At 61.4% G+C, this 19,374-nt stretch carries 18 protein-coding genes, 3 tRNA genes and 1 pseudogene; 6 read left to right on the plus strand and 16 right to left on the minus strand.

The window, feature by feature from the left end:
- Positions 1-161 precede the first annotated feature (161 nt).
- Positions 162-803, plus strand: a pseudogene (locus DDF78_RS02785) (transposase family protein); the annotation flags it as partial.
- Between the two features lie 156 nt (positions 804-959).
- Here DDF78_RS02785 and rpmG read toward each other — a convergent pair.
- The 8 genes from rpmG to DDF78_RS02825 all read right to left on the minus strand — a co-directional run bounded on the left by rpmG (position 960) and on the right by DDF78_RS02825 (position 5,662).
- The gene (gene rpmG / locus DDF78_RS02790; RefSeq protein WP_024464311.1) at positions 960-1,130 is read right to left on the minus strand and encodes a 50S ribosomal protein L33; all 171 of its coding nucleotides are present in this window, start codon (positions 1,128-1,130) and stop codon (positions 960-962) included.
- 46 nt (positions 1,131-1,176) lie between these two features.
- A tRNA-Met gene (locus tag DDF78_RS02795) sits at positions 1,177-1,250 on the minus strand.
- A 4-nt stretch (positions 1,251-1,254) separates the two neighbouring features.
- Positions 1,255-1,326: transfer RNA gene (locus DDF78_RS02800), tRNA-Thr, on the minus strand.
- 1 nt (position 1,327) lies between these two features.
- Positions 1,328-1,409: transfer RNA gene (locus DDF78_RS02805), tRNA-Tyr, on the minus strand.
- Positions 1,410-1,643: 234 nt separating this feature from the next.
- Positions 1,644-2,723 (minus strand): histidinol-phosphate transaminase, encoded by a 1,080-nt coding sequence (locus tag DDF78_RS02810; protein WP_152580288.1) that lies wholly within the window; start codon positions 2,721-2,723, stop codon positions 1,644-1,646.
- Between the two features lie 182 nt (positions 2,724-2,905).
- Positions 2,906-3,199, minus strand: coding sequence for a co-chaperone GroES (gene groES, locus DDF78_RS02815; protein ID WP_152580289.1), 294 nt, complete (start codon positions 3,197-3,199; stop codon positions 2,906-2,908).
- Between the two features lie 293 nt (positions 3,200-3,492).
- Positions 3,493-4,959, minus strand: a complete 1,467-nt coding sequence (locus DDF78_RS02820; RefSeq protein ID WP_152580290.1) for a hypothetical protein — start codon at positions 4,957-4,959, stop codon at positions 3,493-3,495.
- 40 nt (positions 4,960-4,999) lie between these two features.
- Positions 5,000-5,662 (minus strand): GNAT family N-acetyltransferase, encoded by a 663-nt coding sequence (locus tag DDF78_RS02825; RefSeq protein ID WP_415482561.1) that lies wholly within the window; start codon positions 5,660-5,662, stop codon positions 5,000-5,002.
- 161 nt (positions 5,663-5,823) lie between these two features.
- Here DDF78_RS02825 and DDF78_RS02830 point away from each other — a divergent pair, with 161 nt between their 5' ends.
- From DDF78_RS02830 to DDF78_RS02850, 5 genes are all read left to right on the plus strand, one after another.
- Positions 5,824-6,447, plus strand: coding sequence for a 5-formyltetrahydrofolate cyclo-ligase (locus DDF78_RS02830; protein WP_237564524.1), 624 nt, complete (start codon positions 5,824-5,826; stop codon positions 6,445-6,447).
- Positions 6,448-6,584: 137 nt separating this feature from the next.
- The gene (locus DDF78_RS02835) at positions 6,585-6,782 is read left to right on the plus strand and encodes an FmdB family zinc ribbon protein (RefSeq protein WP_152580291.1); all 198 of its coding nucleotides are present in this window, start codon (positions 6,585-6,587) and stop codon (positions 6,780-6,782) included.
- A gap of 358 nt (positions 6,783-7,140) precedes the next feature.
- Positions 7,141-7,371, plus strand: a complete 231-nt coding sequence (locus DDF78_RS02840) for a helix-turn-helix transcriptional regulator (protein ID WP_152580292.1) — start codon at positions 7,141-7,143, stop codon at positions 7,369-7,371.
- A complete protein-coding gene (locus tag DDF78_RS02845; protein WP_152580293.1) occupies positions 7,364-7,864 on the plus strand; it encodes a hypothetical protein in 501 nt (166 codons plus the stop codon). The genes DDF78_RS02840 and DDF78_RS02845 overlap by 8 nt, the downstream gene beginning before the upstream one ends.
- A 149-nt stretch (positions 7,865-8,013) precedes the next feature.
- The gene (locus DDF78_RS02850) at positions 8,014-8,781 is read left to right on the plus strand and encodes an SAF domain-containing protein (RefSeq protein ID WP_162000671.1); all 768 of its coding nucleotides are present in this window, start codon (positions 8,014-8,016) and stop codon (positions 8,779-8,781) included.
- A 236-nt stretch (positions 8,782-9,017) separates the two neighbouring features.
- Here the strand turns inward: DDF78_RS02850 and DDF78_RS02855 are convergent, their stop codons facing one another.
- From DDF78_RS02855 to DDF78_RS02895, 8 genes are all read right to left on the minus strand, one after another.
- Positions 9,018-9,218: a hypothetical protein gene (locus DDF78_RS02855; protein ID WP_152580295.1), complete on the minus strand. Its 201-nt coding sequence runs from the start codon at positions 9,216-9,218 to the stop codon at positions 9,018-9,020.
- The gene (locus DDF78_RS02860) at positions 9,215-12,844 is read right to left on the minus strand and encodes a PDDEXK-like endonuclease domain-containing protein (RefSeq protein WP_152580296.1); all 3,630 of its coding nucleotides are present in this window, start codon (positions 12,842-12,844) and stop codon (positions 9,215-9,217) included. The genes DDF78_RS02855 and DDF78_RS02860 overlap by 4 nt, the downstream gene beginning before the upstream one ends.
- Before the next feature lie 7 nt (positions 12,845-12,851).
- The gene (locus DDF78_RS02865) at positions 12,852-14,507 is read right to left on the minus strand and encodes a variant leucine-rich repeat-containing protein (protein ID WP_162000927.1); all 1,656 of its coding nucleotides are present in this window, start codon (positions 14,505-14,507) and stop codon (positions 12,852-12,854) included.
- 304 nt (positions 14,508-14,811) lie between these two features.
- Positions 14,812-15,192 (minus strand): 50S ribosomal protein L7/L12, encoded by a 381-nt coding sequence (gene rplL, locus DDF78_RS02870; protein ID WP_152580298.1) that lies wholly within the window; start codon positions 15,190-15,192, stop codon positions 14,812-14,814.
- A 113-nt stretch (positions 15,193-15,305) separates the two neighbouring features.
- Positions 15,306-15,827 (minus strand): 50S ribosomal protein L10, encoded by a 522-nt coding sequence (gene rplJ, locus DDF78_RS02875; protein WP_152580299.1) that lies wholly within the window; start codon positions 15,825-15,827, stop codon positions 15,306-15,308.
- 579 nt (positions 15,828-16,406) lie between these two features.
- A complete protein-coding gene (gene fucP / locus DDF78_RS02885) occupies positions 16,407-17,756 on the minus strand; it encodes an L-fucose:H+ symporter permease (protein ID WP_152580300.1) in 1,350 nt (449 codons plus the stop codon).
- Positions 17,757-18,017: 261 nt separating this feature from the next.
- Entirely contained in the window at positions 18,018-18,410 is a 393-nt protein-coding gene (locus tag DDF78_RS02890; protein WP_152580301.1) for a VOC family protein, read from the minus strand.
- Between the two features lie 221 nt (positions 18,411-18,631).
- Positions 18,632-19,297, minus strand: coding sequence for a hypothetical protein (locus DDF78_RS02895; RefSeq protein ID WP_152580302.1), 666 nt, complete (start codon positions 19,295-19,297; stop codon positions 18,632-18,634).
- Between the last annotated feature and the right edge of the window lie 77 nt (positions 19,298-19,374).

The raw sequence follows: 19,374 nt of genomic DNA on the forward strand, positions 1-19,374 counted from the left end.
GGCCAAAGCGCAGCAGGAACGGGAAAGCGAACGGCATACCGGCGACGAGCCAGCCCCGGGCAGCGGCGTCGACTGGAACGAACTGCACGCCAGCACCCCATACCCCAACAACACCAGCTAAAAACCACAGTCTAAACCAACACGTTTGTTCCTATAACCCGCGCTGCCTGCTCCACGTGTGCATGAACATCAGCGAGCTCACCGGCATGCGGCCGCTCCTGGAGGCCGGCAAGCGGCTGAGGAGAATCGCCGTGCGGCTCTCGCGCGCCAAAACCCGGGACGACGCCGCCGCATGGCTGGCGGCATGCAACCAGTGGGAGCAGGACTTCGCCGGGTTCCTCGACGAGCAGAGCCGCTACGGGGACGGCAGCATGGAGGACACCCACCGGCGGCTCGTCAAGGCCCGGCGCATGATCCGCAAGCGCATCAGGGAGCAGCACCTGTTCACGTTCCTGGACGACGAGCTCACGAAGGAAGGGCCGGTCCCGGCCACGAACAACCAGATCGAATCCTGGAACGCGCGGCTGCGCGACATGATGCGCCACCACCGCGGCCTGCGCCTCATCCGGCGCATCAAGGCCATCTGCTGGTGGTGCCACCAGCACAGCCAGCACCCGCAACCCGCCGCATGGCTCGCCGCTAACGCCATCACCGACCAGCACATCGAGGAGCTCTACCGCAAGGCATGGGAATCAAGCCCGCAAGGAGCATACGAGACCTACGGCATCCCCAACCGATACGGCACCGGCATCAACTGGAACGAATTCCACACCACCACCAGATACCCAGATGGAACCGACTGACACACAGACACACTTTATGACCTATAAGCCACCAGCTCATGGGTCTGCAAACGCAAAAAGCCCGACCGAAGTCAGGCTTTGCAATGAGGCGGTATACTGCAACAGCAGTTACCCCGTCTTGGAAAAGAATACTTTGCTACAGCGAAATAGCAGACGTCAGCGGGTTTCGCGGTGCGCGGTCTGCTTGCCGCAGCGCGGACAGAATTTCTTCAGCTCAAGACGATCCGGCGTGTTGCGACGGTTCTTCGTCGTGATGTAGTTGCGTTCCTTGCACTCAGTGCATGCCAGCGTGATGCCGGGACGGATATCCGCGCTCTTGCTTGCCATTTCGTTCACCTCTGTGGTCGTTGGTACTGGCGTATGCCAGTCTTTGTAGCGAGGAAGAGACTCGAACTCTTGACCTTACGATTATGAGTCGTACGCTCTAACCAGCTGAGCTACCCCGCCAGAGAGCCTCGAGTGAGAATCGGACTCACGACCTCTTCCTTACCAAGGAAGTGCTCTACCACTGAGCTATCGAGGCGTGCCGGATAGTGGATTCGAACCACTGAAGTCGTAGACGGCTGATTTACAGTCAGCTCCCTTTGACCGCTTGGGAAATCCGGCATGCTGCCGCTCACGACGTAAGCCGTAAATTGGCAACTTGGCTATAATGCCACGTTTGCCCGACATGCGCAAGTCAGAGACACGCCGTGTTGCTCCCGGCAGCTTCACTTCGCGCGATGCCGAGCTGCTGAAGTCCTGCCTCGCAGCCCCTGCGATTCAGCACCTCTGCGTCCGTCTTTAGAACCTCTGCGATTCAGAACCCTTGCGATTCAGGAGATTCGGAATCCCTGTGGTTCAGAATCCCTGCGTCTTCAACTGCTGGCATACGTCGATGACGGTGTCGTTCGCCTCCGGCTCGCCGATAGTGATGCGAATGCCCTCGCCGCTGAACACGCGCACCGACAGCCCGGCCTGGGTGAAGATCGCCGCAGCCTCATCGGTCCGCTCTCCCAGCGCCAGCCAGAAGAAGTTCGCATACGGCTCGGCGAAGTCCCAGCCCTGGGAGCGCAACGCCGCCACGACACGGTCGCGTTCGGCGATGATTGCCTGCACACGCTCCCCAAGCTCCACCGAAACATCCAGCGAGGCCTTCGCCGCACGCTGGGCCACATCGCTTACGGCGAAGGGCAGCGACACCTTGCGCATGCCGTCGATCACATCGGCGGGTGCCACCCCATACCCCACGCGCAGCCCAGCCAGGCCATAGGCCTTCGAAAAGGTATGCGCAACCACAATATTCGGATACTCGCGGAAAAGATCCATAGCGACATTGGTGTTCGGCTCGGTGTTGAACTGGAAATACGCCTCGTCGAAGAGCACGAGCACGTCCGACGGCACCGCTTCCATGACGCGCCGGGCGTCCGCGTCGCTCAGGGAAGTCGCGGTGGGATTGTTGGGATTGTTGAGGATGACCAGACGGGTATGCTCGTTCAGCGCGCCGATGATGCCATCGATGTCGTGCGAGCCGTCCGGCAGGTTCGGCACCTGCACGCTGGATGCGCCGGCTCCTGCAACGATGATCGGGTACGCTTCAAAACTGCGCCACGGGTAGATGACCTCATCTCCGGGCCCTGCGACCAGCGACACGAGCTGCGTGATGACCTCGCTCGAACCGCATCCCAGCACCACGTTCTCCGGCTCGACGCCGTCCATCGCGGCCAAGCGCTCGACCAACTCCCAGCCGCGCATGTCGGGGTAGCGGTTGATGGTGCCCAAAGCCTGCTGCTCAATGGCCTTCACCACGCTGGGAAGCGGCTCGAAGGGGTTCTCATTGCTGGATATTTTGAAGCTGCGCTGCCCTTGCGTTACAGGGGCGGGCTTGCCCTGCTTGTATCCGGGGATGCTGTCGATGATCGCACGATGCTTATATGTCATGCGTCCATCGTAATCCCTTCCCGCCGCATTCCACACACGGCAAGTGTGATAGGCGCGGCACGCCGGTCACAACCGCACATCAACCAACCGCATGCCGACCAAACTGCATACGCAGATATGCTTCGGCCCCGGAAGGCACGAAGCCGTCCGGGGCCGAAACGAACGCGAGCTGTCGGAACTGATCAGTTCAGGATGGCGAGCACGTCGCGAGAGGCGACGATCAGGTAATCCTCGCCCTTGTAGTTCACCTCGGTGCCGCCGTACTTGGAGTACAGCACCTTGTCGCCGACCTTGACATCCACGGGGATGCGCCTGCCGTCATCATCACGGCGGCCGGGGCCAATGGCCAGGACTTCGCCCTGCTGGGGCTTCTCCTTGGCATTGTCCGGGATGAACAGGCCGGAAGCGGTCTGCGTCTCGGCCTCAGCCTGCTTGACGATGATCTTGTCTTCCAACGGTGTGAGTGAGATCGACACTGTGGACCTCCTCTTTCTATGTGAGAGAAATCGATTGTTCCCGCGCGGGGGCACCGCTTCCAGGGCTGACGATCACTGTCCGCATCGTCCCGTTGCGCTCGTGCCTTATCGTAGCGCGAAAATTAGCACTCTGCCAACTCGAGTGCTAACGCTGAGAGTGAAACCATTGTCCTTGCAGGGAATTGCAAGGGAATTACTGGGAATTGCGGGCAGAAATCACCTAGGCACCATATTGCGCCAACGCCGTTAGAACAAGCGGCTACGGCAATTGCTGCGGCGCGACTACAGCCAGCTCAGGAGGCGCGGCGAGCGAGCACCGCCTCGATACCGCTGCCGAGCGAGTCCGAGGTCGCATCGGGCACCTCAACGTCGGCTTCGACTTCGGCGCGGTGGAAGGCCTGCGCGTCGTTCACCGGGCGCTTTGTGGCCTGTGACACAGCTTTCGTGGTGTCCGCAGGCTGCTCCGATGCAGGTTGATCGGCATCGTCGATAGCTGGCGCAGCGTCATTATCCGGTACGGCGTCGTCAAATGGTGCCGTAGCGACAGCGGATGCGGCATCTGCATCGTGCACATCCTGAGGCACGGCCTTGGCCACCTGCCGCATTGATTTGATTTCCAGACTTTCGGGGGGCTCCTGCGCAGACTCCTCGACGTTGCGAGGGGCACCCAGCGAGAAGGAGATGAGATCCTGCTGCGTAGCCATATCGAAGGCATCAAGCGCTGCGGCGGCATGGACACGTTCCAGCTCGGACGTGGCATCGGATGCATCGGCCATATGACCCGTATCGGACTGCGCTGAAGTTTTCTGCGCCGAGGACTGCTTCGCTGCGGTCTTGCGCGCCGCGACATCCGCTGCATCCGCAACACCTGTGGATTGCGCGGATTCCCTGGACTCGTTCTTGGCGGAAGCGTCCGCATTCGCTTTTGCTTCAACGGAAGGCACGGTTGCTTCAGCCGCCTTGTCGGCCATTTTGTCAGCTACCTTGCGAGCCGACTCTCCAACTGCGGCATCAGCCGAGGATGCTGCATGCGACTGATGCTGAAGACGGGCCGCCTTGCCCTCCTCCTGTGCGCGCCTGAGCGCACGCCGTATTTCGCGCTGCCCCATAATATCCGTCGGCGCATCATCGCGGTTTTGTGCGTTCTGCGCGTTCTCTGCGTTGCCCTGAGCATCGTCGCGTTCAGCCTGTGGCGCGCGGCCAGTGTCAATGTTCCTGCGTTCATCGGAGGAATCAGCGTGCGTCTCGAGCGCAGCACCGGCCTTGTGGCGCGACACGCCTGCGCGATGCGCCGCAACGTGGCGCTCCCACTCCTGGGCTTGCCTCGCGGCGCGTACGCCCAGAGCAAGCGTCATCGCCAGCAGCAGCAAGGGGATCAGCGCGAACAACGGATTGAAGTGCCATACGAATGACATGCCGAATACGGCGAGCGTGAGCACAGCCAACGTGAGCACGAGAATTCTGCGACGGCGGATCGCCTCGCGCCGCAACTTGCGCACCTGCGCGACATGCTCACGGTACGCCTGAGCGCCTCGTGACTGCTGTGGCTGCATAACCGCCTCTTTCACCTCGTATGTACGTCCATCGGAAAACCGCATGCCGCTGTTCTCATCGACCAGATGCAGCGATGACGAAAACCTGTCCTGCCGGCGTTCGACGACTCGCTTCATGCTGTCGACCGTCTTGCCAGGCAGCCAACCGACCATCACGATCACGAGAATCGCGAGGACTATGACGGTGCTCAACGATTCGTAACCCATGTGTCCTAACAATAGAAGACTTTTTGGCACTTTGGGATGATTATTCCCGGGCGTGTCGGCTGATAAGCCGTTTTGCGAACCCTTCCGGAGCGTCTTCGGACAGCAAGCTGAATGTATCGTGGTCCCGCCAAGCGCCATCGACGTACATGTAGCGCGGCCGTATGCCCTCATGGTGGGCGTGGAGCTTCTCGGCCACGCGCCGGGACCGGGCGTTGTGCGGCAGGATGGCGATTTCCAGCCGGTGCAGGTCAGGTCCGCTGGGGTCGAGCAGCGCCCAATCAGCCAATAGCGCGACAGCCGTCGGCGCGATGTCCTTCCCGGCGTGTCGCTGATCGACCCAATAGCCGACCACACCGGTGCGCATCGAGCCATAGCTGATCGCGCCCAGCGAAATCTGCCCGACGATATGCATCTGGTATTCAATCACGAACAGCGCGCCCGTGCCGTTGCTCTCGTCGCGATGCTGGCGCTGCAGCCAGGCGTTGAAGCTCAGGCCCGGCCCATGCTGCGGATCGCCTGATTCCCAAGGTTCCAGCCATTCATGGTTGCGCCGGCGCACATCGTTCCACTCATCGTAATCCTGCGCATCCAGCGGACGCAGCGTGATGGGCACCGCTCCCGCCGGGGCGGCAAGCGCATCCGGCATGGTGATGCCGCCGACTTCGGGCGCGAACACCTCGCGCAATGACCGTAATAATGACACGGCCCCATTCTCCCACGGCTTTGATGATTCTTTTCGATAACCGTGCGCAGGGCCGGACTCTAGACTAGGAGAAGAGCTGCGACACAGACATGAGCCGCCGCTTGCGAATGACACAGAGCGGGCAATACGATATGTTGCGCATTTCGAGGCGAGACGAGGAAATGGGAACGAGGATGACTATGGATGATGATGCGAAGGCTGCGAAAGCTGCGAAAAAGGCCCTGCGCAAAGCCGCGCTGGCGCGACGCCGAGCCATCGAATCGAGCGAGTTCGAACACGCCGGCGACTTGCTGATGCGGGCCGCGCTACGGCGCGTCGAGGAGCTGCCGGCGCGCAGCACGATTGCCGCGTATATATCTATGGGCACTGAGATTCCGACGATGCCCATGATTGCGGCCTTGCAGCAGCGCGGCATGCGCGTGCTAGTTCCCCGGCTCGGCTCCGGATTGGACATCGGGTGGAGCGAGCTGGGCGATTCAGGCGCGCTTGAACCCATGCCCCGCACGACTTCGGGCGGCATGCGCCCGCGCGAGCCGCATAGTCCGGTACTCGGGCCTGACGCTCTGCGCGAGGCGAGCATGATCTTCGTGCCCGCCTTGGCGGTCGATGGCAGCAACATGCGGCTGGGACGCGGCGGGGGCTGGTACGATCGCGCGCTCATCGAACGCGGGCCGCGCGCACACATTGTGGCCGTCTGCTGGCCTTGGGAGAGAACGAGCGAGCCCCTGCCACGCGAAAGCCACGACATCGCGGTCGACGAGATGCTTGAGCTGGGCGATATGTGACGCGTTGCGACGGCTGACCTAGCAGTGGGCCTGCAGCGTTCACGACTGGTGAAACTTCGCGTGTCGAGGCTGGTACTAGGATATGAACGGATTGAATTTCAATCAATCAGCTGACCTGAGCCTGTGGAGGAAGACCGTTGCCAACCTATCATTACCGTTGCAAGAACTGCGGGTATGACTTCACCGAATACCAATCGTTCGATGACGACCCGATCACCATATGCCCGAGCTGCCACGAAGAGCAGATACGCAAGGTGTTCTCGGCGGTGCCGATCGAGTTCAAGGGCCACGGCTTCTACCGCACGGATAGCGGCAGCGGAAAAGGCTCGAAGTAATTTCGCAGGTTTCGTAGGTTTTGCGGGTTTCGCAGAGCCGGCCTTTGGCCCGTCCTTCTGCTCCGTTCCTAACTGCATGATATTGGCAGGAATACGCCACTGACCGCGCGTCAGTGGCGTATTTCTCCCAGTAGGCCCGGATTAATGGAACGATTCGGACGCTGCCCGCACGTAAGCGTCCGAATCGTTCCAGTTACATGGAAAATAGTTCGCAATAGCCTGCTTACTACCCACAATGGCTCCTCGTTGACAGCCACAGGAACACGATATATTATGAAGCTACCTTCACATGAAGGTAGCTTCATATCTTAGCTGTTTAGCGACAGACGCGCATTGAGGGACGGGGTGGTGCAAATCAGTGAAAACCAAAATCCGCGAATATCGTAATCAGGCGGGAATGACGCAGCAGGAGCTGGCGGACGCAGTGCATGTGTCGTCACGCACGATCATCTCAATCGAAAAGGGACAGTACAATCCTTCGCTCATGCTCGCCTATCGGCTGGCGCGGGCATTCGCCACGACCGTCGAAGATATATGCCAACTCGAAGCGAACAAACGACTCGATGATGAGGAGAACGGCTATGCATAAGACAGTCGACGAGGAAGACAAGGCTGAAGAAGCATCGAACCACAACTCGCGCAAATCAGCACGCGGTCAGGCGCGAGGCTCCACCGCAGTCAGCGGAGTCGTTATGCTGATGCTTGGCGTCACCGTCGGCGGCGTGCTTGCCGAAAAGCCCAAAGCACTGAAACTGCCACCCGCCGCCGCTGGCATTGGCTGCGCGGCACTGATCGTAGCGGGCATCGCACTGATAGCAGCAACATTCATCTGGCCGCGCAGGACGCTTGAAGTCACTATTCACCGCGACGAGCGAGACGAGCTTATTCGTATCAAGGCAAATTCAGCAGTCGCCCGCGTGATGCTGCTCGTCAACACGGCATTCGCCGTCGCATTGGTCATTCTGGCTGAAATGCTGAAACTCACCGTCTTGTATTTCATCGCTGCAGGCATGGCCTTATCATTGGCTATCTTCTTGACCTCACTGATTGCCTTCAACCGATACTACGATAATCGGCTGTAGCTTCGGACAGGTGCTGACTTAACAGCTCAGCAAAACTGTTCGCTTAACGGTTCAGCGCGACACGCCCGGAATGTGGATAACTCGAAGCGTTCGACCACATGACCTGATTGGAATGGACTGAGCGAGTGGCTACAGTCATCATGGCAGGTATGACAACCTTATTTCATATGCCTTTGCCGCGGATTCTCAGCCGACGAGATGGCCAGCCGCCTCCTCGCCCTGGGCTGCGCCAGCGCCGGGCTATCGCCACACTGCGGCGCGTGCTGATACCGCTGCTGGCCGGACTCGCTGTGTTCTTCGCCTTGCACAGCGTAGCCTCCGCCACAGCGACGCAGGAAGTGCTCGTAGCCGCCCGGTCGCTGCGCCAAGGCACGCACATACGCCCCGCAGACGTCGAGATGCGTACAGTTCCATCCGCAGCCGCGTGGCAGTCCGCGGCGCGAAGCCCGTCTGAGGTGAACGGCCGCATCGCGCAAATCGACATCAAACCTGGGCAGCCGCTGCTGGACACCATGATCAGAGGATCGCCCGTGGTGCCCAAGGGCTTCACCGTGGTCGAAGCCCGTCTGGCCGGCGCATCCTTGGGCATGCGGCTCGGCGACGAAGTGTCGCTGGCGGCATCAACCGGATGCCCCGTGCAACAGGCAGCGGAGACTGACGGCCATGCGCAAGCCGACGGTGCGCAGACCGGTGGCAACGCGCAAGCTGACAGCAACGCACAAGGCAACGGCAATGCTGCCGGACGGGATGACGGCACCTGCGTGATCGTCGCAACAGCCATCGTCATGGGCGAGGCACAGCGTGACGATGCCGGCGTGGGCGCAGGCGTTTCCGTACCGCTCGCGCTTCCACCCCGCGACGCTGTCACCATGTTGTCTGTGCAGGAGCGAGGGGCGATTATGGCCGTAGCCAAGTGATGACAACAGCGACTCGACAGGAGGAATCAATACGACAACTCGAAAGGGCTGCTCAACGAGCGTGGACATAAAGAAAGGCTAACGCGTCTACGCCAAGATACACGGCGGCGACCCTTAGCTGCGCGACCCTCTGAAATCTCAATCAAGTCAAGAGCGCTACCTTAGCCGCAGAACCAAGCCAAGTCCAGCCCCAAGCCCCAAGCCCCAAGCCCCAAGCCCCAAGCCCCACCATACCCTCAGTCGCGCTCGGCGAACACGCCCCAGTGCGGGGGAAGCTCGGTGAGTATGCGCCTGTCGTCGTCGGCCTCGCGCTGGCTCTCGGTACGCATATCGCCAGGTTCGAGCTTGACGCCGTCCGCGTCAAAATGCTCGGATCCCGCCCGCACAACACGGGTGTGGGCGCGGGGCTTGCGACGGAAAGGATCGTACGCGCTCATCGTACATCCCGATAGATCTCACTGATGCGTTCGACAACTCGGTCAACTTCCTTGTCGGGGTTCACAAAGGCGCCCACGCTCCATACGTTCATGACCGACCAGCCAAGCGCCTCCAAATCCTGCGTGAGGACGCGGTGACGCGCACGGGTCGACTGCACGCTCATGAAGCGCGAATCATCCGTGATTATGGCAAGTGCATAGGGCTTGCCCTTCAGGCCTATCACCAGCGGGATATGAGCCCCGTTGGCGAAGCCGTAATCCACCGCCACATTCAGCCCGCGAGCGCGGATGCGATCGGCCAAATCGTTGAACAGCACATTGTCCGACGTCTTCTTGGCCGCAGGCCATATCGGCTCGTCATCGTCCTGCTGCTCAGCCCAGAGCAGCACGGTTTTGAGCAGCCGTGGGCCGGGCTGATGCAGGCGCTCGTCGTCAAGGTCCTCGGCACCGAATGCGGAGACGATGTCGACATTGCGGTCAGCCAAGGCGAGCGCGTCAAGCAGCAGGCCGCGCCCGCCTTCGCCTTCGAGATGGCCGAACTGCTGCAGGAGGCGGCCATGCGAGGTTTTGGCGTAGCACAGGGAGATGATCACGTCATCGGCCCGGGCTCCGGTCACTTCGGTGATGCTGATGAGGCGCACATGGCGCAGGAAACGACCCATCGCCGGATTCTTCGTCGCCAGCGATTTGAGCTCGGCTCCCAGCCGCGTTCTGAACACCGAGGTCAATGTGATGACGCCCAGCACATAGCCGGCCGGCACGATGGTGAAACTCGAGGCGCGCTGCGTGATGAGACGTATGACCTCATCGATCTCCTGCTGGCTGCTCTCCACCAGCCCGCTGGACATCACCGGGACGCCGACCGCCTCAACCCTGTGGAAGGCGACGTGCCCCTGCATGGATTCGGTTGTCAGATCGCTCGGCGCCGGCCCATAGCCTTGCCGCTCAAGCAAAGCGGCGAGCTGCGGCGAACGCCGCATCGGACGCGCTGCGGTCTTGACGGCGGGAAGCATATCGATCAGCACGGCCAAGGCATCGGAGGTCACGGTGTCGCGGTGCGCAAGCACCACGACCTGACGCGCACGGCTGACAACCGACAGGAGCTGAATGGAAGGCAGGTGGGCGCCAGCATCAATAATCGCCACATCGCACAGCGGCGATGGGTCGCTCAGCGCGGCGAGCGTGGACGGCGTGCCCACGATGATGGGCTTAGCCGCAGCGAGGACCTGCGGATGGTCGCGCCACAGCCTGCTGAGCTGCACGGGCGAAGTGCCGGCCAGCACAGTATGCAGCTGGTTGGCCTCCTGGGTGCGCGAGAACAGCAGATCGCACAGCCGCCGCATAGCCTCCTGACGAACCATCGGCCCGATCGAGCGCACATGCTCGACATCGACCTGCGCGAAACGGTCGGCGGCGGCCTGCATCGCAGAGCCGTCCTGATTGGAGATGATCGCCGAGGAGCGCACGATATCCTCGAAGACGGTCGTCCACCATGAGAGCTGCAGCTCGCCTTCGACCGCATCGGTGGCGACGCCGCGGTTGCGCAGATCGTCCACGAGCTCCATGAGACCGACGGTCTGGAATTCGCGTTCCAAACGGCAGCGCCCGGGCAGCGTGTCCAGCGCCAGATGGTCGTCGTACAAGGCCTTGAGACGTTCTTCGAGCGTGTTGAAATCGAGCGTTTCCAGGTTCGCGCCAAGCGGTGTGGTGGCGAGCACGGCGTCGAGCGCCGTGATGTTCTCCATCAGCGCCTCCTGCGTTTCAAGCGTCACGTCGAGCTTGGCGGGCAGCACCGGCCAGCCGCCGTGCGGCACGAACATATGCCATTGCTCGGCCTGCCTGGCGACGACTTTAAGCGCCTCATGCAGATCCTCGATCTGCGCGCCGACGCGCAGCAGGCTTCTGGCCTCCTTGATGTGTCGACGCCGCTCCCAGAAGCCCATCGACGTGCCTTCGGCCTTGCGCACCGATTTGGGCTTGCTGGCCTCGATCATCGCGTCGATGTCGCGTTCGAATATCTCGGGCTGGAACACGTCGAGCACGCGGCGCAGATTGCGCAGCACCATCGTCTGACGGCTCCACTCCTGAGCCGTGGTGGGAATCGGGAATCCGCAGGTCTGCACCGTGGAGGCAACTTGGGAGCGTGTCGCCGGCAGCAGCTTGCGCAGCACGTCGCCGACGCGACGGTATGCCGCGACGGCATCCCCTTCGCTCATCACCGATGCCTTGTACCAGGCGGTGTCCTCGGGCCCGACGGTGTACTCGCCCAATTCGCCGGCCTGCCTGAGTTTGGCGGCCCATTCGTCCATATGCTCGCCGAGCGCATGGGCTGCAGTCTTGCTCAGCCGCACATGCGTCGCCGGATGCGTGGGAAGCATGGCGATGGTCGCCAGATTCTGAATGGTCTGGTAGGCGGAGACCCCCCACTGCTCGCTCACCCCATGCAGATCGCCCAGGTAGCGCGCCAGACGCGACCTGACGCCGACCAGCTCGTCGGCGAGCTGGTTGAAGCGCGAGGTCGCCACGCCAGGCTGAAAGCCGACCGCCTCGATCAGCTGCTGGTCCAGGCTGTGGTTGAGGTGCTCGTCCGCGGCGTCCAGCACCTGTCCTTCCAGTTCGCCGGCATTGATCGCACCGAGAAAACGGCGCTTCTGCTCGGCCACGCAGGGCACATAAAGCACCGAACGACCGTTCATCACGCAGCGCGAGGCGATGGCCGCCGATTCCAAAGCGGTGTCGCGCCCGGCGCAGACGTCCATGAACAACGAGTTTCCAGCGGCCACCATATTCGCCGCGTACCGCACGGTGTTGTCCACATCGCCGATCTCGTACTCGTTGTGCGGATCACCATCGAAAGGACTGTACGACAGCGGTTCAGCGCCCTTGAGCGCAGCCGCCGCCTGCTCGTCGCCGGCGAGCGCGTCCAGCACGGTGCTGCCGGAACCGCCATGTTCAAGCTTGTCGATGATCCGGCGCGTTTCCAGCAGTATCTGCGATGCGGGATCGATGAAGCAGCCCAGCACGATGTCGCGTTCGATATCGAAATCGGCGAACACGCCGATGGCCTGCCGTGTGATGGCCTCGAAAACAGCCGAGGTCTCGGGAGTCCCGCTGGCATAGTTACTGCCATCGAACAGCTCGTCCTCATCGAGGTCGACGCCCTGCTCATGCAACGCGGCCACGAAGCTCGGGTTGAGCCGCACACGCCCGGTGAATCGAATCGTGGCATCGGTTTCCCTGCCGTTCGGCTTGCGTACCACGTCGACCGGGTACATAAGCACCGGGACGCTTGCGCCGGTCCACGTCGCCACGCCTACGATCATCGACAACGGCGCGACGCCGCTGAGCCTGCGCTTCGCGGAGCGATCGTCCAGGACGCGCTCCAATCGCCTCCCTGCGGCGCGTAGCATGCCCGAGTCGCGGAACAGCGCGTCGAGCGTGGCCTGCCCGCTGGCGAATAGCTGCGCGATGCCGGAAGGATGCGCATGGGTCATATCCAGCTGCGCGGTCAGCTGGCTCACATCCTCAAGCGGCGACGGGTTCAGGCCGGTGCGGTATTCCTCACGCCACCGACGGATGCGTTCCAAGCCTGCTCCGGAGAATCCGGACTGCATGGTTTCGCTCATACCCCGCTCACTTCCCTACCGCTGTGCGGTATTCCTCATATCCGGCGTTGCGCGACAGCGCCGCGTCAATGTCCTTGTCTCCCAGTGCCGCCAGCCATGCGTACAGATCGTCGTAGAGCGACGGATTCATTGCGAGGAAAGGCAGCAGTTGCGGGTGCTTCGCCATCTCAAATTGCTGCGTGAAATCCCCGGTGCGCTTCGCATCGTCCGAGGTCAGACCGTCGATGTCGACCGCCGGCTCGCGTTTGCCGAAGTCGCCTTTGGACACCCGCTCGAACACCGAGCCAGGTTCGAACACCGGCGTGAACGCTGCGGTTTCATCACCATACGAACCGCTTGATACACCTTGTGTGATCTCCTGCACCGCTGCCTGACTGGGTTCGGACTGCTCAGGCTGCACAAACTGATCAGGCTGCTCGGCACGCTCGTCGGACGCGCCCCGATTGCGGTTCACGGCACTGAAAATCTCACCGACGCCAATCTCGCGCCCCGCGAATTCCGGATGCCCAGCATGCTCGGCATGCCCAGAATCCTCTGATTGCTGCGAGCCCGGCTGAGCCTCGCCGCGCGGTTCGTCCGCATTGCCAGCGACAGCACCAGCCTGAACGTCATTATCGTCGTTGCCATCGCTGAGCGCGTCGACAAAGAGATCGCGCTGACGCACTGCGTCGCGCTGGCCTGGTTGCACGACGTTCACCGAAATATGCGTTGCGGCATGGCCGAGCATGGCATCACCCGCCGGCTGTCCGTCATGTGCAGCAGCGCTGCCCTGCGGCAGGGCGCGGGTCTGATCGTCAGACTTGCCAGGGTCAGCCGCCTCAGCCGCAGTTGCTTCCGCAGCCGCAGCCGCCGCAGCCGCATTCCCCGTAGCTGCTTCCTCATACGATGCCTTCTCTGCGGCATTCTCGACCGGTGACTCTGTACCCGCCTCAGCCGAAGGTGCTTCATGCGAAGCTCGCTCATGCTCAGCTACGCTTGCGTCCGCAGCCGCATCATCAGCAGCCGCCCCATCAGTAAACGCATCGTCCCCATCCGCATCGTCCGCAGCTACATCATCCGCCGATACATCATCAGTCGGCGGGAAGGAGAATGCCGCACTGGCTTTCAAGGCGTTCACTTTGCCGGCGACCGTCGCCGTGGAAATCGCCGTCGTGGGCTCGCCTGCGCGCAGGTTGAGGATGTCGTCTACGGACATATCCGCCATGCCCGGCTCAGCGGGCTTCGGTTCGGCAGCCGCGTAGGAGAACAAATTCGGCGTCTGTTCGGCTGGCTGCTCCTCTTCCTCGCCATCGACCGCTTCCTCCACCTGCACGAAGTCCACAGGGACATCGCCGAACTGCATGCGCAACGGCGACATGGGCAGCGGGAAGTCTGCTCCGCCCTGCAGCCGCATCAGCCCACCGCGGTCGCCTACGACATAGCTGCCGTTCGTGGAATTGAGATCGCGCAGCACCGCAGCACCGTGCTCGTCAACCGAGAATACGGCGTGCCGCTTCGACATCGAGCGTGAGGAATCCTCGATCTCCATGCGCTCGAAGCCGTCGTCGGCCAGCGGCCGCAAGGGCTTTCGCCCAATCTCCACGCTCTCGCCCACCGCCACTTCGGTCTGCTCGGCACCATTGGCCTTGACGATCCACCGCCGTGCAATCCGTTGCTCGCTCACCGTATCGGCCTTCCTTCCCATATACGCCCATATACGCACACTATTTGCTATTGTGTCATGTTTTCATCCGAACGTCGCGGATTACCCTCATGAATTGACAACTTTCACGCATTCGGCGCTGATTCTTGGCTCCTCATTCAGCCAATTGCACAGCCCAACAGCCCATTGCACAGTCCCTTGCAGCGCATAGCACTCACGCAGCCAGAGCTTATCGGTCCACCATAACGCAAAACCCCGCCGCCGTGAACAGTCACGGACGGCGGGGTTTGCAACTCTGCAATCATGCGGCCAAAAGCCGCGACGACTACTTGAGCTCGACGGTGGCGCCAGCCTCTTCGAGCTGAGCCTTGGCCTTCTCGGCATCTTCCTTCTTGGCCTTCTCCAGGACGGCCTTCGGGGCGGAGTCGACCAGGCCCTTCGCGTCGGCCAGGCCGAGCGAAGTGATGGCGCGAACGGCCTTGATGACCTGGATCTTCTTGTCGCCAATGGAAGCGAGGATGACGTCGAACTCATCCTTCTCTTCCTCGGCCGGAGCAGCGGCACCCGGAGCAGCGGCAGCGGCGGCGACCGGGGCGGCAGCCTCGACGTCGAATTCCTCTTCGAAGGTCTTCACGAACTCGGAGAGTTCGACCAGGGTCATTTCCTTGAACGCGTCGAGGAGCTCCTCGTTGGAGAGCTTAGCCATGATGGCTTCCTTTCTTTCACGGCGGCGGGATGGTGGTTATGTTGACCCGTCGCCAACAATATGTTGTTTACTTATGCTGATTCGTATCGCGGCGCAAGCCGCGAAGAACGGAATCAGGCGGCCTTTTCCTGCTTTTCGCGCAGGGCGTCGATCGTGCGCACGGCCTTGGTGGGCAGCGCGACGAACAGGTAGGCGGCCTTGGCCATCGTGCCCTTGAGCGCGCCAGCCATCTTGGACAGAAGCACCTCGCGGGATTCGAGATCCGCAAGCTTCTTGACGCCTTCGGCATCATAGACGGTTCCATCAGCGAAACCGGCCTTGAGCACGAGGGGCTTGTTGACCTTGGCAAAGTCACGCAGCGTCTTCGCAGCCTCGACGTAGTCACCCTTCACGAAGGTGATGGCGGTCGGACCGGCGAGGGTCTCATCGAGACCTTCGATTCCGGCCTCTTTGGCGGCGATGCGAGCCAGCGTGTTCTTAGCCACGGCATAGGAAGTATCGCGGCCTAGCTTTTCGCGCAGATCGGAGATCTGCGGAACAGTAAGCCCGCGGTACTCGGTCAGGTAGATCGCATCAGCATTACGGAATTGCTCCGTAAGCTGCGCGATCACCGCTGCCTTTTCGGGCCTTTTCATGGCGTTCCTTCCTAAGTCGACCATTGGCTGGGGAAGTTCGGCGCGATGCCGCCTTGCAGGCATAAAAAAAGCCCTGCGCACAGGCAGAGCGAACATGGCCGCAAGCGGCAGACTCTCAGCGATGCACAAGAGCCATTCATCTCAACCTGCGCTGGCTTGGCGAACCAAACTTCGAGAGGCTTGCACCTCTAACCAACGGTCTGTGGTTTACAAGATATATACTGTATGCGAGCGCAGGGACTTTGGAAACACAAAGATCGTTCCCACGGCGTGTCGTTGGCTGCACCGCGAGTCATCAGGACATACAACGACGTGCACACAACGGCATACATACAACGGCATGCAGATGGCAGCACGCAGATACCAACAACAGATTTCAACACAGATGCCAACGTACAGGCAGCAGTACGCAAGCGGCCCCAAGCAAGCGGCCCCAAGCAAAACCGCCTGCCACTTCCCGGTTCGGCAACGATGCCGGGAAACGACAGGCGGTTTGCAGCCGCTGCGGCAGATATCTACGACAATATCTATGTCAGATACCTATGTCAGATATCTGCTGCAGCCATCAGATGGTCGCAATCAGGCCGTCTGACCTTGCAGCGCCAAATCGCGCTTCTGCTTCGGGGTGAGCTTGTCATGGCGCATCTCGAAGAGGAAGTAGATCGCCACGATAAGCAGCTCGATGGCCGGCAGGATGAAGGAGACCTTCATGCCAGCGGCATCCGAGAGCGCGCCCTGAGCGGCGGGCAGCACCGCGCCACCGACGATGGCCATCACGATGATGGCGCCGGCGGTCTCGGTGTAGCGACGATCCTCGACGGTCTCCAGGGTCCTGGAGTAGATGGTCGGCCAGCCAGGTCCGAGGAAGAGGCTGACGCCGGCGGCCATCCATACGGCGACGACGCTGTGGATGGTAACGGTGCCGAGCAGCATCAGGGTGCCGAGAATCATATACACGGACAGCACGCGGGTCTCACGGAACTTCGTGAGCAGCCAGCTCGCCAGGAAACGACCGACGAGGAAGAAGCCGTAGCTCCACAGCATGAAGTCGGCCGCGTCACGCTCGGTGAAGTGCGGGAACATGTTGAGGGCGAGACGCATGGTGAAGGACCAGATGCCGGTCTGCGCGCCGATGTAGATGAACTGGGTGGCAACGCCCCCCCAGTAGCGGCGGTTGTGCAGCAGATGGGTGATGGTCTCGCCAAAGCCGGCATGCGCATCGGCACCCTCGGCGGTCTTCGGGCGGCCGGAGGGGAACTTCGTGACGGCGAAGGCCAGAATGAGGACGATGAGCACGATCAGCACGTACTTGTACGGCGAAAGCGTGCGGCCCAGCTGCTCGATGCCGTAGGCGTGAGCGGCCTCAGGCGTCATCTTGGCCATTTCGGTCTTGAGGTTCGAGTCCTGGAAGATCAGGTACTTGCCCAGCAGGATGCCGATAATCAGGCCGACCGCGTTCATCACCTGCGCGATGTTCAGTCGGACGGTCGCCAGTCGGCGCGGTCCCAGCAGCGTCGCATAGGTGTCGCCGGAGGTCTCCAGGAAGCTCAGGCCGATGGCCTCAACGAAGATGGCGAACAGGAACGGCGCGTACGTCGCCATACGGGACGCGGGGAAGAAGATGAAGCATCCTGCGGCGAAGCAGGCCAGGCCGGCGATGATGCCCATCTTGTAGCTGGACTTCTTGATGAACAGCGAGGCGGGGATGGCGATGATGAAGTAGCCGCCGTAGAAGGCGCTTTGCACGAAGGCGGTCGCCAGATCGCTCAGGTTGAACACGACCTTGAACTGCGTGATCAGAATGTCGTTGAGGCTCGATGCGATCGCCCACATGGCGAACAGGATGGACACCAGCACGAATTGCAGGACCGGGGTGCGGTCGAGATATCCGTCTGGCTGCTCCTTCCACGAGACTGATTTTGCTGCCATTATTTCTTCTTCTTTCTTGACAGTTGCTTGACGATCGAACGAAGGGCGAATTCGCCCGAGGCCCGTCGCCTGATCAGGCGCATGACGGCGCTAGTCCGTATTGGCGCGTCTGACCACATGGTGGGTAATGCAGTACTGGATAACCAATGCCAGATAATTCAGGTTGCGCTGCGTCGCACAGCCCGTACAGCTTTCTTGCCGCCGGTCGCTTTTGGCGAAGGCGGACGAAGGTTCAACATACGCAAGCTCAAGCCCGCCCGATTACAGAATCTGGCAGAACTCGATGGTTTCGTGGTTCGGGCCGAGGACATTGAAGTAGCGGATGCCCTTCTGCCAGAACGTCGGAATGTACTGGACCGAGCCTTCGACAAAGTCCAGGTTCAGCTTCTGCGCCTCTTCGAAAGCCTTGTCGATGTCGGTCACGTCAAGTGCGAAATGATTGATGGCTCCGGTCACGCCGGCCGCCTCGTCAACAGTCCACACCTCAAGCGTCAGATTAGCCAGGCGCAGGAATGCGCAGGTGCTCTCGCCGTTGGGATACTTGCCCGCGACTTCGAAGCCGAGCTTGTCGTAGTAGTCGATGGTCTTTTGCAGATCAGTCGTAGGAATGCCGACGTGCTGAACCCCATTGAGATACGTCGTGATATTCGTCATAAGTAGCTTCATCGCCCCTTTTGCATTGCACATCCGGCTCACGACTGTCTGGCGTGAACCTTACAGCATCACTGTAATACGAATCACATATTTTGCAAACAAGAGTGTCGGCGCCCGGCGTCAGCCACGTCCCCGACGCCGTCTTCGCCGAGCGCCGCTGCTCAGCTGTTGCGCGGCTTGCAATACCGTAAATAAAGCCTGCTGGGAAACCTGCCGCGAGCCTACAACGCGGCGGCATAGCGCGCGAGCGCGGCCACGGTGCCGGAGAGATATTCGAGCGAACGCTGCCAGTCGCCGGGCACCTCGATGGAATGATTCGCGCCGGGGAATTCATGGACATCCTCGCTGAGCGCATGGGCGCGGTCCGCATCGTAATACGGGTCGGCACTTCCCGCGCAGATAAGCGGCTTGCGCGCTGTCTCGACCCCTGCCCCTGCGTCCTCTTCCCGGCTCGGCACGGCGATGCGCTGGCCGCTGGAGTCGAAGGGCGCCGGATTGAGCACCGGCGTGAACAGCGCCATAGGGATGCCAAGCTTGCGGGCGTGGCCGTACGCCAGCGTGGTGAGCGATTTGCCGATGAGCAGCATGCGCGGCTGCGGCAATCCGGCGTCGGCGGCCTGTGCCTGTGCCGCAGCATGCCATTCGTCGATGGCGGTTTCGATGACCGGCGTCACCTCGGAGAGATCGTCCTTGGTGTTGTGCACATTAAGCAGGTCGACATGCCAGCCGGTCTGCGCCAGCATTTGCGCGGACCAGTACAGCAGCGGCCGGTCGCAGGTGTACCCGGTTCCCGGCATCACCAGCGCGTAGCCGTGCGGCGCGCTGCCGTCCACGGCATGGTTGTGCTTCCACGGCTTGATGGCGTATTCGACGCTTCCCAATGACACATTCCCTCCCGGATGTCTTGGCGGATGCGGCAGATTGCAACCGTTGCGAATCTGCACATTGCAGTCTCATATAGTCG

It is taken from the genome of Bifidobacterium tibiigranuli (genome assembly GCF_009371885.1).
GTDB classification, from domain to species: Bacteria; Actinomycetota; Actinomycetes; order Actinomycetales; family Bifidobacteriaceae; genus Bifidobacterium; species Bifidobacterium tibiigranuli.

What these genes read in the sequence shown, in the direction of transcription:
- rpmG (WP_024464311.1), bottom strand. Translation starts at nt 1,130, where the DNA reads ATGGCAAGCAAGAGCGCGGATATCCGTCCCGGCATCACGCTGGCATGC.
- DDF78_RS02810 (WP_152580288.1), bottom strand. Translation starts at nt 2,723, where the DNA reads ATGACATATAAGCATCGTGCGATCATCGACAGCATCCCCGGATACAAG.
- DDF78_RS02820 (WP_152580290.1), bottom strand. Translation starts at nt 4,959, where the DNA reads ATGGGTTACGAATCGTTGAGCACCGTCATAGTCCTCGCGATTCTCGTG.
- DDF78_RS02830 (WP_237564524.1), top strand. Translation starts at nt 5,824, where the DNA reads ATGGGAACGAGGATGACTATGGATGATGATGCGAAGGCTGCGAAAGCT.
- DDF78_RS02845 (WP_152580293.1), top strand. Translation starts at nt 7,364, where the DNA reads ATGCATAAGACAGTCGACGAGGAAGACAAGGCTGAAGAAGCATCGAAC.
- DDF78_RS02850 (WP_162000671.1), top strand. Translation starts at nt 8,014, where the DNA reads ATGACAACCTTATTTCATATGCCTTTGCCGCGGATTCTCAGCCGACGA.
- DDF78_RS02855 (WP_152580295.1), bottom strand. Translation starts at nt 9,218, where the DNA reads ATGAGCGCGTACGATCCTTTCCGTCGCAAGCCCCGCGCCCACACCCGT.
- DDF78_RS02860 (WP_152580296.1), bottom strand. Translation starts at nt 12,844, where the DNA reads ATGAGCGAAACCATGCAGTCCGGATTCTCCGGAGCAGGCTTGGAACGC.
- rplL (WP_152580298.1), bottom strand. Translation starts at nt 15,192, where the DNA reads ATGGCTAAGCTCTCCAACGAGGAGCTCCTCGACGCGTTCAAGGAAATG.
- rplJ (WP_152580299.1), bottom strand. Translation starts at nt 15,827, where the DNA reads ATGAAAAGGCCCGAAAAGGCAGCGGTGATCGCGCAGCTTACGGAGCAA.
- fucP (WP_152580300.1), bottom strand. Translation starts at nt 17,756, where the DNA reads ATGGCAGCAAAATCAGTCTCGTGGAAGGAGCAGCCAGACGGATATCTC.
- DDF78_RS02890 (WP_152580301.1), bottom strand. Translation starts at nt 18,410, where the DNA reads ATGACGAATATCACGACGTATCTCAATGGGGTTCAGCACGTCGGCATT.